Source organism: Fibrobacter sp. UWS1, from assembly GCF_002300445.1.
GTDB lineage: Bacteria > Fibrobacterota > Fibrobacteria > Fibrobacterales > Fibrobacteraceae > Hallerella > Hallerella intestinalis.
Window position 1 is genome coordinate 444,680 of the sequence record NZ_NSGW01000002.1, and the last position, 13,697, is coordinate 458,376.

At 47.6% G+C, this 13,697-nt stretch carries 16 protein-coding genes; 10 read left to right on the forward strand and 6 right to left on the reverse strand.

The window, feature by feature from the left end; translation table 11 throughout:
- Nucleotides 1-66: 66 nt before the first annotated feature.
- The gene (locus tag BGX14_RS11955) at nt 67-1,794 is read left to right on the forward strand and encodes a fibrobacter succinogenes major paralogous domain-containing protein (protein WP_095880007.1); all 1,728 of its coding nucleotides are present in this window, start codon (nt 67-69) and stop codon (nt 1,792-1,794) included.
- 506 nt (nt 1,795-2,300) lie between these two features.
- Here the strand turns inward: BGX14_RS11955 and BGX14_RS11960 are convergent.
- The 3 genes from BGX14_RS11960 to BGX14_RS16355 form a co-directional block, all read right to left on the reverse strand.
- A complete protein-coding gene (locus BGX14_RS11960) occupies nt 2,301-2,864 on the reverse strand; it encodes a hypothetical protein (RefSeq protein WP_095880008.1) in 564 nt (187 codons plus the stop codon).
- On the reverse strand, nt 2,861-3,325 hold the full coding sequence (locus BGX14_RS11965; protein ID WP_095880009.1) for a hypothetical protein: 465 nt from the start codon (nt 3,323-3,325) through the stop codon (nt 2,861-2,863). Before BGX14_RS11965 ends, BGX14_RS11960 begins: the two co-directional genes overlap by 4 nt.
- Before the next feature lie 229 nt (nt 3,326-3,554).
- Nucleotides 3,555-4,169 carry a sugar O-acetyltransferase gene (locus tag BGX14_RS16355; RefSeq protein WP_198951210.1) on the reverse strand — a complete coding sequence of 205 codons (615 nt, stop codon included), beginning with the start codon at nt 4,167-4,169 and terminating at the stop codon, nt 3,555-3,557.
- A gap of 488 nt (nt 4,170-4,657) precedes the next feature.
- Here BGX14_RS16355 and BGX14_RS11975 point away from each other — a divergent pair, with 488 nt between their 5' ends.
- Genes BGX14_RS11975 through BGX14_RS12005 form a run of 7 tightly spaced genes read left to right on the forward strand, consistent with a single transcriptional unit; the run spans nt 4,658 to nt 10,205 of the window.
- Entirely contained in the window at nt 4,658-5,077 is a 420-nt protein-coding gene (locus BGX14_RS11975) for an FdtA/QdtA family cupin domain-containing protein (protein ID WP_073303009.1), read from the forward strand.
- Nucleotides 5,065-5,490: an FdtA/QdtA family cupin domain-containing protein gene (locus tag BGX14_RS11980; protein WP_073303007.1), complete on the forward strand. Its 426-nt coding sequence runs from the start codon at nt 5,065-5,067 to the stop codon at nt 5,488-5,490. Before BGX14_RS11975 ends, BGX14_RS11980 begins: the two co-directional genes overlap by 13 nt.
- The gene (locus BGX14_RS11985) at nt 5,487-6,596 is read left to right on the forward strand and encodes a DegT/DnrJ/EryC1/StrS aminotransferase family protein (protein WP_073303005.1); all 1,110 of its coding nucleotides are present in this window, start codon (nt 5,487-5,489) and stop codon (nt 6,594-6,596) included. Before BGX14_RS11980 ends, BGX14_RS11985 begins: the two co-directional genes overlap by 4 nt.
- Nucleotides 6,580-7,155 carry an acyltransferase gene (locus BGX14_RS11990; RefSeq protein ID WP_095880010.1) on the forward strand — a complete coding sequence of 192 codons (576 nt, stop codon included), beginning with the start codon at nt 6,580-6,582 and terminating at the stop codon, nt 7,153-7,155. The genes BGX14_RS11985 and BGX14_RS11990 overlap by 17 nt, the downstream gene beginning before the upstream one ends.
- Complete coding sequence (locus tag BGX14_RS11995) at nt 7,148-8,086, forward strand: GNAT family N-acetyltransferase (RefSeq protein WP_073303001.1); 939 nt, start codon at nt 7,148-7,150, stop codon at nt 8,084-8,086. The genes BGX14_RS11990 and BGX14_RS11995 overlap by 8 nt, the downstream gene beginning before the upstream one ends.
- A complete protein-coding gene (locus BGX14_RS12000) occupies nt 8,083-9,348 on the forward strand; it encodes an O-antigen translocase (RefSeq protein ID WP_083545670.1) in 1,266 nt (421 codons plus the stop codon). The genes BGX14_RS11995 and BGX14_RS12000 overlap by 4 nt, the downstream gene beginning before the upstream one ends.
- Complete coding sequence (locus tag BGX14_RS12005; protein ID WP_073302999.1) at nt 9,333-10,205, forward strand: glycosyltransferase family A protein; 873 nt, start codon at nt 9,333-9,335, stop codon at nt 10,203-10,205. Before BGX14_RS12000 ends, BGX14_RS12005 begins: the two co-directional genes overlap by 16 nt.
- Here BGX14_RS12005 and BGX14_RS12010 read toward each other — a convergent pair.
- From BGX14_RS12010 to BGX14_RS12020, 3 genes are all read right to left on the reverse strand, one after another.
- Nucleotides 10,177-10,947 (reverse strand): glycosyltransferase family 32 protein, encoded by a 771-nt coding sequence (locus tag BGX14_RS12010; protein ID WP_095880011.1) that lies wholly within the window; start codon nt 10,945-10,947, stop codon nt 10,177-10,179. The genes BGX14_RS12005 and BGX14_RS12010 overlap by 29 nt on opposite strands.
- Nucleotides 10,944-11,993, reverse strand: a complete 1,050-nt coding sequence (locus tag BGX14_RS12015) for a glycosyltransferase family 2 protein (RefSeq protein WP_095880012.1) — start codon at nt 11,991-11,993, stop codon at nt 10,944-10,946. Before BGX14_RS12015 ends, BGX14_RS12010 begins: the two co-directional genes overlap by 4 nt.
- Before the next feature lie 135 nt (nt 11,994-12,128).
- A complete protein-coding gene (locus tag BGX14_RS12020) occupies nt 12,129-12,377 on the reverse strand; it encodes a hypothetical protein (protein ID WP_143394236.1) in 249 nt (82 codons plus the stop codon).
- Between the two features lie 67 nt (nt 12,378-12,444).
- Here BGX14_RS12020 and BGX14_RS12025 point away from each other — a divergent pair, with 67 nt between their 5' ends.
- Together BGX14_RS12025 and BGX14_RS12030 are read left to right on the forward strand one after the other, a co-directional pair.
- Complete coding sequence (locus BGX14_RS12025; protein WP_095880014.1) at nt 12,445-12,912, forward strand: hypothetical protein; 468 nt, start codon at nt 12,445-12,447, stop codon at nt 12,910-12,912.
- A 9-nt stretch (nt 12,913-12,921) separates the two neighbouring features.
- Nucleotides 12,922-13,386, forward strand: coding sequence for a hypothetical protein (locus BGX14_RS12030; RefSeq protein WP_078776381.1), 465 nt, complete (start codon nt 12,922-12,924; stop codon nt 13,384-13,386).
- Nucleotides 13,387-13,697: the final 311 nt, after the last annotated feature.

Consider the following 13,697-nt stretch of genomic DNA (forward strand, 5'->3'; position numbering starts at 1 on the left):
ACTCTTGACAAAGTTTTTTTTTGTTTACATTTGTGGTTGCTTCAAAAATTCAACAAGAGAGAAAATATGAAAATCTTCACCTTGAAAAAAGCCGCCGCGGGCGCCGCTCTTTTGAGCCTTTTCGCCTGCGGAGACGACAGCAGCTCCAGCAGCAAGACCCCGGACATCTTCAGCACGAAGGACGACCTGCCCGAGTGCACCGAGAAAATCGCCGGGGACACCCTCTACGTGGAAAGCGATTCCGCGGACTACTTTTGCGATGGCGGCGAATGGGTCGTCGTCGGCGACACGACGGCGACGGATTCCTCGGACGTTTCCTCTTCGTCGGGAAAGAACCCGAGCAGCTCCTCGGCGGACAGCAGCGCAGCCGACACTCTTTCCAGTTCCTCGGCGGCGGATTCCCTTTCGAGCAGCTCCAGCGCTATCGTGTCCAGCAGTTCGGAGGCTGTTTCTTCTAGTTCCCCTCAGGTAAAACCGAACTGGACGTACTTGAACCCGGCGGTTTCCTACGGCGAGCTGACGGACGCTCGCGACGGCCAGGTCTACAAGACCGTGCAGATAGGGGAACAGATCTGGATGGCGGAGAACCTGAACTACGCCTACAATGAAGGAACAGCCCAAAGCTACTGTTACAATAACAGCGCGGATTCCTGCGCCAAATACGGCAGGCTCTACCTGTGGAGCGCGGCGATGGACTCTGCGGCGGTCTTCGGGGGCTGCGGATACGGTTCGACGTGCGGGGCAGGTTCAGCGACGACCGAGGTCCGGGGCGTTTGCCCGGCAGGTTGGCACCTGCCGAGCAGGGCGGAGTTCGAAACCCTGTTCGCCGCTGTCGGCGGACAGGATGTCGCCGGAACGGTCCTCAAGTCCACCAGCGGGTGGACGGATGATGGCAACGGTACGGACTCATACGGATTTTCCGCTCTCCCGGCTGGCATCCGCGACACCAGTGGCGACTTCTACAGCGCCGGCTACTACGCCGGCTTTTGGAGTGCCACGGAGGGCGGTAGCAACGACGCCTACTACATGGGCTTGTTCTACTACAACGACGGCGCGTACCTGCACAGTTACTACAAGTACAGCGGGTTTTCCGTCCGTTGTCTCCGGAACTCCTTCTCTAGTGCTGTTTCCAGTTCCAGCGCAGCGACGTCTTCCAGCAGTTCAAGCCCGGCGGTTTCCTACGGCAAGCTGACGGATGCCCGGGACGGCCAGGTCTACAAGACCGTGCAGATAGGGGGACAGGTATGGATGGCGGAGAACCTGAACTACGCCTACAATGAAGGAACAGCCAAAAGCTACTGCTACGAAAACAGCGCCGACTCCTGCGCCAAATACGGCAGGCTCTACCTGTGGAGCGCGGCGATGGACTCTGCGGCGGTCTTCGGCGATGGCGGCGGCTGCGGTGACGGTTTGTTTTGCGAGGCAGGTTCAGCGACGTTCGAGGTCCAGGGCGTTTGCCCGGCAGGTTGGCACCTGCCGCGCAAGGCGGAGTTCGAAACCCTGTTCGCCGCTGTCGGCGGGAAGATGGTCGCCGTCAAGGCGCTCAAGTCCACCAGTGGGTGGATGGAAGACGGCAACGGCACGGACGTCTACGGTTTTTCCGCGCTCCCTGCTGGCTACTACAACGATGGCAATTTCTTCAACGTCGGCTCGAACGCCACCTTCTGGAGTGCCACTGAGGGCAGTAGCAATTACGCCTACGCCTGGTACTTGAGTGCGGGCAGTGCGTACCTCAACGGCCTCAACAAGGGCAACGGTTCCGCAGTTCGTTGTCTCCGAAACTCCCCTTTGTGAGGTCTAAAGCCTGCCGCAGGCAGGCCAAAGACCTTACAAACCGCCGCTCAGGGGGAGCGTAGCTCCACCCCAGCGGCGCGGCAGCGATTCTGCTCCCCGGCCTTTATGGGGGGGGGGGCTTCAATGTTTCATCCTATCCATTGAACGCGAAAATAAGCAAAGCATCCACTTTCTTCGCGACAGCAGGTATTAGCGGGTTTGGGGTGCTTCCGCGTTCTATTTCCACAAAATTTTCCGTCCCTTCAAGGTGAATTGCCGCTATTTCAAGTTGGTCTGCGATTGGGTGGAATGCGGCCTCATCGCCATCTCCAGTTTACCGAATTTGGGTTCGTTCTCTCGCATCTGCCATTTCAAAGGGTTGAATTCCGCAAGAGGTTTTCGTGAAAATAGGCAAAATTCAGAAGGGCAGTGATTTCCTGTATTTTGTGCGGAATGCTTTCTCCCATAAGAATTTGCAATCCGAGCATGAACATGTTTCCGGCGGAGGCTTTCGTTAGAAACGGGAATTACAGATCGCGGATTTCTTCCTCGGAAAGGCCGGAGGCGTCCATGATGAGATTCAAAGACACCCCGCCATCCTTGAGCCGTTTGGCGATTCTCCGAGAGGCAATGATGTCGCCTTCCAGAAGACCTTCTTCCCGTCCTCTTTCCAAGCCTATCCCGATACCTTCGTCGCGACCCTCCTCATACTTCGCGGCGAGGGCCTTCTCTTCGGCGTCGGCGATGGTCTCGTAGCCGTAGGCTTCGGATGTCTTGATGAAGTCCATTTTGAATTCCTCTTTTTCCTCTCGGGGGAGAATCTTCTTCAAATATAGAAAAGTCTGCGTGAGGAAACTTTCTGCTTCCTCATGGCTCAGCTCCTTCAGCATCTTGACGGCGGTGCGCAGGTGGCTCTGCATCTTTTCGCCGTGGAAGACGTATTTCATCGCTACCAAAGCCAATGCGATTTTCGGGGAGATGTCCCGGATCTCGTCCGTGCTGAAACTGTCGCCGATGTCCACCAGCTCGAGGACGAACGGCAGGCCGATGCGGTGGTAGTATTCCGGATTGTCCGGGAACATGGTTCTCACGTCCAGGTTCCAGCGTTCCCTGCCGTTGTAGAAGACAAGACGATGGCGACGGTGGGGATATTCCTCTGGTTTTTGACCATAATGTGATACCAGTACTTGACTAGCTGGGCGACGACATTCGAATCCTTGGAGGACTTGTGTTCCTCGAGGATGCCGACGAGGAGGTCGGCGGAACACTTCTTTTTCTCTCCCTCTTTTTCGTTCTCCCCGTTTTCGCCTGTATTTTCGATTTCTTCCCCGGCGATTCTGACGGTGAACGCGAGGTCCGCGTAGCCGAAGGTTTCCGTGTCGCTGAAGGATTCGGAGATTTCGGTGAGGGTCGAGAGGTCGACCGTTTTCAGGAACTCGGCGAGGCTTTCGTTGTGCCTGGCGGCGAGCCTCAAAAGTTCCGCGGCCCGGTCGGGGGCCTTGAAGACGGAGCGGAAGTAGGAGTTGTGCGGGGTGCGGGCGGTTTCGGTCATGATGTTCCTCTTGGATGCGGGCTTTCCCCATTGAAAGTCCTATTCCTTTAAACGTTCGAACTGCCGATTTTTCCACCCCGATTTGTGTAAAATGTTGTTTGCGAGGTCCGTCCGTTGTCTCCGGGACTCCCGTTTGTGAGGTCTAAAGCCTGCCTTTGGTAGGCCAAAGACCTTGCAAACCGCCGCTCAGGGGGAGCGGAGCTCCACCCAAGCGGCGTACGCATTTTTCTCACGAAGAAAGACTTTCTGCATCTTTAGTCCTATCCTCTTCGCTTTTCAAATACCGATGGACTTTGCAGGGATTGCCGAAGGCGATGCAGAATGCCGGAATGTCATGGGTGACCACGCTTCCTGCCCCGATTACAGCGCCATCTCCGATTTGGACGCCGGGCAAAATAATGGAACCTCCGCCAATCCACACGTCGTTTCCGATGGTGATTGGCTTGGCCAGGCAGATTTTACGCCGTTCCAAATAGTCGGTAGGATGGGTGGCCGCATAAATCTGGACGTTGGGAGCAATCCAGCAGTTGTTTCCGATTCGCACTTCCGCGCTGTCCAGGATGGTCACGTTGAAATTGAGAAAAGTTTTGTCCCCGATAAAAATATTTTCCCCGCAATCGCAATGAAATGGCGGTTCCAAGTGGGCGTCCTTTCCAAAGTGCCCGAACAAATTCTGAAAAATTTTTTCCCGTTTTTCGTATTCTTCCGGAAAGGAGAGGTTCAACTGCTGGACAAGTTGCTGGGTGCGCAGTCTTTTTTGAAGGGCTTCTTCGCTTTGGGAGCTAAAATGCACGCCATAGATGCGGCGGAGAATTTCTTCTGGCATTTTTTCGGATGGGTTCATCGGATTTCCTTGGAAAGGGGTTTGCTCCAAAATATAAAATTGGATAGGCTCGGGATTTTATTTTCAAAGGATGATTTGCATTTGCTTCTAGGCTGCTTCTAAAAATCGCTCTGGTAATGCTTCGACAAGCTCAGCAACCATGCTTCGACTAGTTCGACAAGCGGTTACCGAGCTTGCCGAGGTGCACTAATCGGCGGTCCCTGAGTTTATCGAAGGGCAGCAAACTCACTAACCACTAATTTGAAAAAAGGATTTTCTATATAAATTAACATTCCTTTGAAAATGAATTTAGAGCTTTGCGAAAAGAATTTGATACGAGGAATCTGGATCGAAGGGAAAATTTTCAATCCAAGAAACCCCTTTTTCCAAAGGCTGAAGCTCCTTTTTCTTTTTTCGTGATTTTTTGTTTTCAAAAGTGCTTTTTCTTTGATGGATGAATTCCTGTTTTGAACTTTTATAAAATGGGAATTTTTATATTTTAATCTCGTATGCTTACGACTCCTTTAAGCCCTCAACTTATTTCGCTTCCCAAGATTTTAGATGATCGGGGAAATTTGAGCTTTATCGAGTCGGAACGCCATATTCCCTTTCGGGTGAAACGTTGCTATTGGATTTACGATGTTCCGGGCGGGCAAATCCGCGGAAGCCATGCTTTTCAAAAACAGCACGAATTGATTATCGCTCTTTCTGGCAGCTTTGACGTTCTTTTGCACGACGGAAAAAAAGAAAGCCGTTACTCTCTGCGACGCTCGTATTTTGGCTTGTATGTGCCGCCTTTGCATTTTCGCACGTTGGATAATTTTTCGACCAATTCGGTGGCTTTAGTTTTGAGTTCGGAATGCTACGACCCAAAGGATTACATTTGGGATTTTGAAGAATTTAAAAAGGCGGCTTTATGCGAAATTTAATCGGAGGTTGTCGTCTTCTGGAATTTCCTCGTTCGGTGGAACGTTCGGGCTCTTTGACACCTTTGGAAAATTTTAAAGGGATCCCGTTTGAAATCCGGCGCGTGTTTTACCTTTATGATATTCCTAGCGGAGAAAATCGTGGCGGTCATGCGCATAAACTTTGCCACCAGATTTTGGTGGCGGCTTCCGGTTCTTTTGATGCTAAAATAGATGATGGCGTTCATTCGCAAATCGTACATTTGGATAGGCCCTTTTACGGGATTTATGTGCCGCCTGGCATTTGGGCCGAAGAATTGAATTTTTCTTCGGGGTCGATTTGCCTTGTTTTCGCATCGCATCCTTATGAAGAATCCGATTATATTCGCGATTATGCGCTGTTTACAAAATATGCGGCGGAGCGGAGGCGAGGATGATTGATTATCTGGATTTGAAACGGGTAACGGAATCCTTTGAACCGGAACTTTCTTCGGTGATTCGGCGGGTGACGGAAAGCGGGTGGTATATTCGCGGGAAAGAGTGCGAAAAATTTGAAGAAAATTTTAAAGCGTTTTGCGGAACGGCGTTTTGTGTTGGCGTTGCAAATGGATTGGAAGCGCTGATTCTCATTTTTCGGGCGTATATCGCTTTGGGAAAATTGCGAGCGGGTGATTCCGTTATCGTCCCTGCAAACACTTATATAGCAACGATTCTGGCACTCACGGAAAACGGATTGCATCCCGTGCTTGTCGAACCAGACGAAGAAACTTTTAATCTTTCTTTAGAAAATTGTGAACGCGCCTATTCGCAAAATTCCCGCATTCAGGCAATTTTAGCGGTGCATTTGTATGGCCGAGTGATTCCGGGCGAAGAACTTGCGGAATTTGCAGAGTCGCATCATTTGCTTTTGGTGGAAGATGCTGCACAGGGGCACGGCGCAAGGCAAAAAGGAATTTGCGCAGGAGCGTTCGGAGATGCCGCCGCTTTCAGTTTTTATCCGGGGAAAAATCTGGGGGCCTTGGGGGACGGCGGTGCTGTCACCACCTCCGACGAAGAACTCGCTCGGATGATTCGCGTGTTATCGAATTATGGTAGCGAAAAAAAATATGTTAATTCTGTTAAGGGATTAAATTCCCGGCTTGATGAAATGCAGGCGGCGATTCTTTCATGCAAATTAACACGGCTGAATTTGGATAATCAAGTTCGTCAGAAAATAGCGAATCGTTATTTGCGTGAAATTCAAAATCCGTGGATAAAATTGCCTTCGCCGGGTGCTTCTGGCGAACACGTTTGGCATATTTTTGCGCTGCGTTCCGAAAAACGCCATGCGCTTCAGGAGCATTTAAAAAAATGGGGAATCAACACTTTGGTGCATTACCCGGTTCCGCCGCACAAGCAAAAAGCCTATGCGGAATGGAATTCTCTTTCGTTTCCTATAACCGAAAGTATTGCCAATACGGAACTCAGCATCCCGCTTTATCCGCAGCTTTCTTCCGAAGAAATTTCCCAAATTATTGAGGCCGTCAATGCGTTTGGTGCGTAGAGTTTTCAAAAAATTTTGGGCATATTGCCGGCGGGCTTTTTACCGTTTCATTTCGGATGCCAAAGTGAAAGGCTCGCCGATTTGTGCGGCACCTCTTTTGACGCAAGGATTGGGAACGGTTATTTTTGAAAAGGATGTTCACATTGGTCTTGCTAACGATACGGATTTTTGGGCATCCTATGTTTTTTTGAATTCCCGGACATCGGAATCCCAAATCGCTTTCGGGGAAGGTTCTTGGTTGGGAAATCATTTTGTCGCGATTTCGGAAGGCCCGGGAATTTTCATTGGCAAGAATGTTTTGATAGGCACTCATGTAGAAATTTACGATTCGGATTTTCATGCGGTGCATACGGAAAGTCGGCTGGTTTCAAAGCCCAAAAAAGTCGCCGTGAAAATCGGCAATCGCGTTTGGATAGGGAATAACGCAACTATTCTCAAGGGAACGGAAATCGGGGAAAACTGCGTTGTTGCTGCCGGTGCGGTCGTTTCTGGAAAATTTCCTGCGAATGTGATTTTGGGCGGAGTTCCTGCAAAAATAATTGGAGAAGTCCATGTCTGAAATTTCCATTCGCCTTTATGCGCCAAGCGATGCGGAACGCTGGAATCGATTTATACGTGAATCGCGGAATGGAAATTTTCTATTTGAACGCGGTTATATGGATTATCACGCCGATCGTTTTCCGGACTGTTCCTTTGTTTTTTGCCGTGGCGAAGAATGGTGCGCAGTTCTTCCGGGGACGCTTTCTTCGGATGGCGTATTCAGTTCTCATGCCGGTCTTACTTTTGGCGGTTTTATTTTGGATAATTCTATGGGGATTGCGGATGTGGAAATTTTATTTTCCCTTTTGGATGCCGAGTTGCGCCGATTGAATGCGGTAAAGGTCGTGTACAAACCGATTCCCTGGATTTTTGCGACTCGGCCTTCGCAAGAAGATTTGTATTGGCTCTTTCGCAAGAATGCCATTTTGCGAGCCAGGCTGATTTCGAGCGCGCTAGAACCCAAGGAAATGCAGCCGTCGTCCAAGAAAAAATATTATTTGCGCAAAGGTGAACGATCGGGACTGGTTTTTTCGGAATCTTCGGATTTTTCTGCCTTCTGGGACTTGCTCGATTCTTGTTTGCAGCAGGGGCATGGAGTACACCCCGTTCATTCTAAAGCGGAATTGGAAATGCTTGCGTCCCGCTTTCCCCAGAATATCAAGTTGCTTGTGGTAAAAAAAGATGGCGAATTGCTTGCGGGGAGCGTTGTTTACGTTTCTAACCGCGTTGCGCATTCCCAATATCTGGCAAGTTCTGCAAAGGGGCGTTCTTTGCATGCGATGGATTTTTTGATGTTGAATGAAATCAATTATTTTCCGGAGCAGCGCTTTTTTGATTGGGGAACATCGAACGAGGAACAGGGACGCGTTTTGAATGCGGGGCTTTCCCATCAAAAGGAAACTTATGCGGGGCGTGGCGTAGCTTTTGACATTTACGAGTATGCACTATGAAAATGGATATTTTTTGGAAACAGTCGGCCCGTTCGGGAATGGCGACTTTCATTCGGATGGCGTGCGCATTTGCGGTCAATAAATTTTTAGCGGTAGTTGCAGGTCCTGTGGGCTTTGCCATTGTGGGGCAATTGCAGAATCTTATCAACATCGGGCAAGGGACTTCTTCGCTTGCAATGCAAAATGGCTGGGTCAGTTTAACGGCTCGGCACCGAGACGATGAATCTCGTTTAAATTCGATATGGCGAGGCGGATTTCGGATTTGTGTTTACGCATCGATGGCTACAGCGATTTTCTTTGTGCTGTTTGCTTTTTTAGCCCCGCTATCGGCGTTTTTCCCAGGAGTTCCTGAACGCTATATGCAGGCGGCGATTCTCTTTGCTGTTCCTGGCATGATTGCATTGACTCTCGTTTCGGTTTGCTCTTCGGTGATGAATGGTTTTTCGGATTATCGGCGTTGGTCGATAATTATTGCGGGTTCTGCTATTTTAAATGCTCTCTGGGTGATTTTATTCATCCACTTTCAAATTCTTTCCATTCTTTCCGCCGTTGCGACGCAGTCGATTGTCTCTGCCATATTCGCTTTGATCGTTGCTCTCCGTGGCGGATTTACATACAAACGATTTCGCGCGGGAATTACTGCGAATTACGGCATTTGGCGCAGCTATGCGTTAATGGGGCTGATCCCGATGATTTTAACTCCGGCTTTGTATATGTTTATGCGTTCTTTTTTGGGAAATCGTTTTGGTTGGGATGCGGCGGGCTTTTGGCAAGGCGCGCTCCGTATTTCAGATTTTTTTAACGTCGGTTTTTCATCGGTCCTAGGGGTCGTTCTGCTGCCGCGTTTATCGGCTGCAAAGGAACAGATTGCATTTCGTCAGACGCTATTCTCGCTACTTGTCCGGGTGATGCTTATTGCTTTGGCTTTGTGCGGACTTCTTTTTATTCTTCGGGATTATGTCATTCTGTTTGCGCTTTCCGACCATTTCTTGCCGCTTTCTTCGCTCTTGCCGTGGCAAATTGTCGGCGATTTTTTCAAGTCGGGTTGCTGGTGCTTGGGACTTGCGCTTGTCGCCCGTAAAGAAACGGTTTCTTTTTTAACGGTGGAAATTGTTTCGGATCTGCTTTTTGTCGCATTCACGGTTTTAGGAACGACCTGGTTCGGGTATCGTTCTCCGTTTTTTGCTTATGCGCTTGAAAATGCGATTTGCTTTGTGTTGCTTCTTGTCATGACGCGGAGTCTCTCGTGGAAAAACCTCTAGTTTCTGTTCTGCTGCCCAGCTACAATCATGCCCGCTTTGTGGAAAGCGCGGTGCGCTCCGTGATGGAACAGCAGGGCGTTTCTTTTGAATTGATAGTCATCGATGACGGCAGCACGGACGATTCTCCGCAGATTCTTGAAGCTTTGCAAAAGGAATTGGGATTTCGCTATATTCACAGGGAAAATCGCGGCCTTGTTCGCACTCTGAACGAATTGCTTTCTTTGGCGAATGGAAAATATTTTTGTTCGTTTTCTTCGGACGATCGGATGGCTCCGGGGCGTCTTGCCGTTCAAAGCGCTTATTTGGAATCGCATCCGGAAAAAATAGCGTGCTTCGGTCTGATTCAGTTGATGGATGCCGATGAAAAAATCAATCCGAATCCGGATTCCCGTTACCTTCGTTCAGTTCCGCAGGTTTCTTTTGAAGAGTTTTTTTTGGGAAAAAAGGAATTGAATGGTTGTACGGAGATGTTGCGATTGGAAGAGTTAAAAAAAATGGGAGGCTATGACGAGCGTTTTCCCTTTGAAGATTTTCCGTTGTGGCTAAAAATTTTGAAGGCGAATGGCCCGCAGGCAGTATTGTCGCATATTTGTACTTATTATCGCATTCATGGGAAAAATATGTCTTCGGATGGGCATCTGATGTATGGGACGTTTTTAAAAGTTCTTGAAGATTATCGAGATATTCCTTTGTATAAAAAGGCCGTTAGGATTTGGAAATCCCACTGCTTTTCCAATTTGGCGTATCACAATAAAGTAGAGGCGTTTCGCCGGTTGCCGGAACTGGCTTCGTTTTCTTTGCCTTTTTTAAAACGCTTTCCGAAACTTTTTATTCCGCGCTGTCTTTTAAAACATTAAAACGGCGAACGATTTTTTGCAGGGTTTTACGCCATCCCAAATTATAAAAATTGGTTAGAATGGAAAGCGGCGCATGGAGAATCTTGGCGATTTTTTGAGGGAAATGCTTGTAAATCCATTGGCGACAGCGAATGCTTTTTTGCAAAATAGGGGGACGCCAGCTGCTTGAAAAGTGATGGATGCTGAAAGTATTTGGCGAAATGCAAATTTGCCCATTGGTAAAATTTTTTGGAGAAAAATAATCTTCTGAAAAAATTTCAAGTTGCATATTTTGAAAAGTTTCAGCAAGAATGTTTGGAATGACTAAAAAATCCACATCGCTTTCTTTGTATTCAAAAAAATGCGTCTGGTAAAATTGCAATGCTTTTTCAACAGCGGGAAAGTGCGCTTCTGCGCCGAACGTCGCTGCTTCAATGCGGTGCGAACCATTCTCGTACCCAAAAAAATAAGGCCGATTCGTCAAAGGATCAAAGGAACGGAGGGCTTCTACATCGGAATCCAAATAGATTCCTCCTTCGGAATAGACGGCGTACAAACGAACGGCATCGGCAGCAAAAGCCCAGCGATTTTCTTCCAGAGCTTTGTTTATCCAAGGCATTTGGATTTGGCGAGCTTTATCGTAATCCCAAAGGATAAATTCGTATTCCGGCATAAAGCGCTTCCAGCTTTGGATGCATGTGTTTACCAATGCGGGAAAAGATTCTTTGGAAAACCAGCAATAATGGATTTTATGCGGAATCATTTTAGCCTTTGCAAAATAAAATTCAAAAAACGCAAACCGCCAAAAGAACAGAGGACGGCGACTTTATTCCGCCATCTAGTGTGGATGTCTAACAAGGATTGCTTTCGCAGACGGCGAATCCAGTCAAAAGCGCGGGAACGGACGTTGGCAAATTCGGCGGAATCCGGTGTGCGCATCAAAATGCTGAAACTGGCACTCAACAAAAGACTTTCGGCGGCTTTTTTTACCCGAATGGAAATGTCCTGAAAAGAATTCAGATTCTTTTCAGCAATGGCAAGTAGCTCCGCTTTTTTTAAATCGTAAGCGGACGATAAAATGCTTCCTTTGTGTTTCCTGTAAAAATAAAGGGGTGCTTTGCAGATGGCTATTGTTTGCGCTTCCCAAAGAATTGCGGGAATTACAGCCATATCTTCAAAGAAAATTCCTTTGGGAAATTTTCGGTTCTGCCAAAGGCTTTTATGAAAAAGCTTGTTCCATGCGGAATGGTCGGGAATGCGGTTCTGGTAAAATGCTCTTATAAGAGCCTCTTCGCTGGAAATTTTTTCTGGGCGATTTGTGATTTGATTAAAAATGTCTTTGTTGGGAATTTCCCTAAAATTTTTTTTCCCGCAGACGGCGACCAAAGAATGTCTTTGTATAGCTGCGGAATGTAGCACTTGTAAAAAATGGACGTTCAAGATGTCGTCACTATCAACAAAGGTAATCCAGTTTCCGCTTGCTGCTAAAATTCCCGTATTGCGGGCTTCCGAAAGGCCTGAGTTCTTTTGAGAGATAAGATGAAATCGGGAATCGCGGCGAACAAATTCTTCGGCTATCCATTGGCTTTTATCCGTACTGCCGTCGTCAATAAGAATCGCTTCAAAATTTTTAAAAGTCTGTGCCGAAACGCTTTCTAAACAGAGAGCGAGAAACTTTTCCGTATTGAAAATGGGAATGATGACGCTAATTTCCGGCATGTTGGGATTTGTTGCGATTTGGGGCAAGGCTTCCCCAAGCGACTTGTACGAAGGCTCCGGCGCGAACAAGAGTCGCTTGTGCATCTTCATAATCTTTTAAAATCCGATTGAAGGCGAAGGGATCCCGTTTTTGCTTTTTTTCGAGAATGTTCTGTTTAAATTCGGCGACTCGGGCGAGTTTATCGCAGGAATTGCCGAGTGCATCTACATAGGCGGGGATGGCGTTTAAAAATTCCTTTTCTTCGGGGAAGAACTTCCCAGATTGTCTTGGATGAATTGCTTTTGCAAAATCGCTTTTTCTTTGACCTCTCCCATAAATCGCTGGATGCGGATATAGTCCACTTGAGGCCAGATAAGGCTAAATGGCCAAAGTTTTTTCCAACTGAACTTGAACATCGATTCGTGGGCGGCATTTTTCGCCTTAATCAGTTCTTTCAAATTTTCAAAAACCGCGTCCGAGAGTCTTTTTTGCATTTTTTTACCTTTTCTTTTTTCAAGAAAATATACATTATACAAAACTCGTTCAACTGTAGGAGAAATTATGGATTCCAAAAAGATGAAGCTTATTTTAGCTGTTTCCATCGTGGTCAATATCGCCTTGATTGTGATTATGCTCGTGCTGAAAAACGGCTACAAGGAGCAGGCGCAAGTGGCTTATAAAGCGGCAACGACTGCCTATACGAATCAGGTCTCCAAGGTTGTCAATGCGCAGAATGCGTTTATCAAAAATGGCAATCTTCTGTGGCAGCTGATTTTTGAAGCCACTTCGCAAAATCTTTCTAAAGAGGCGTTTGACGCTCGGATCGCCGCACTGGACTCTGCGAAGGTGCTGAATCCCCAGACGAATGGAAACGAAACAGCGCTTTCTTGTGGAACCGATTGCCTTGTCAAGTTTACTTTCAAAGGCGGAAATTTTGCCGGGGTCGATTACAAGGCTCTGTCTTCAGTTTCTCCGTCTGCAATGTTCTCTGTTTCTAAACCCGCCCCGTTCGATTTTCAAGCCAAGTAAGGAGGCTCTATGAAACTCAAATACATTATGATTGCATCGTTGGCGTTAAACCTCGCCATTTTCGCGCTTCTTTTTATGCAGAAAGGCGCATACGTTTCGCAAGCCGAAGAAGCCTATCAGAAAAAAACGGAAGCGTATTACAAGCAAGCGCTGAACATTGTGGACGGGCAGAATTCTGTTATCGAAAACAATGCGGTTCTTTGGAACATCGCCTGCACTGCCAATCAACAGGCTAAAACGTCCAAGGATTTTGCGACAATTGAAAAACGGCTTGCCAGTACACTCTTCTCTGCCAAGGTTTCGGGAACTCCGGATGGAAACGGCAAACTCCGCACTCTCTCCTGGAACAGCGATTATTATATCGTCGCTCGTTTTGACAAGTCGAATAAGTTCCTGGGCGTGAATGTGGATGCGCTTTTGGGAAATGCCGCGGCTTTAATGCCGGACTCCGACGAAGAAGCAACCGAAGAATAGAGCGGATAAATTCTTGCAAAAGATCTGTCTTCAAGGCAGGTCTTTTTTTTATTTTCTAGCTTAGCTTTATTGTTTACAAAAGATTCTTTATCTGCGAAAATCGAAAGGGTCCAGGAAAATTTTAAGCATCTAAAAATTCCCTCCATTTTCTAAAAAAGCCCTTCCGTAAAAAATGGTACTTGAATAGAAAATAAATGCGAGTCCATTTTCCAAAATGCATAGTGTCAGAAAAATTTTGCAGTTTTATTTTTGTGTGTGGTTGAGAATATAGAATGATGGAAAAAGTAAATTCCCTTCTCCATTGATGATTT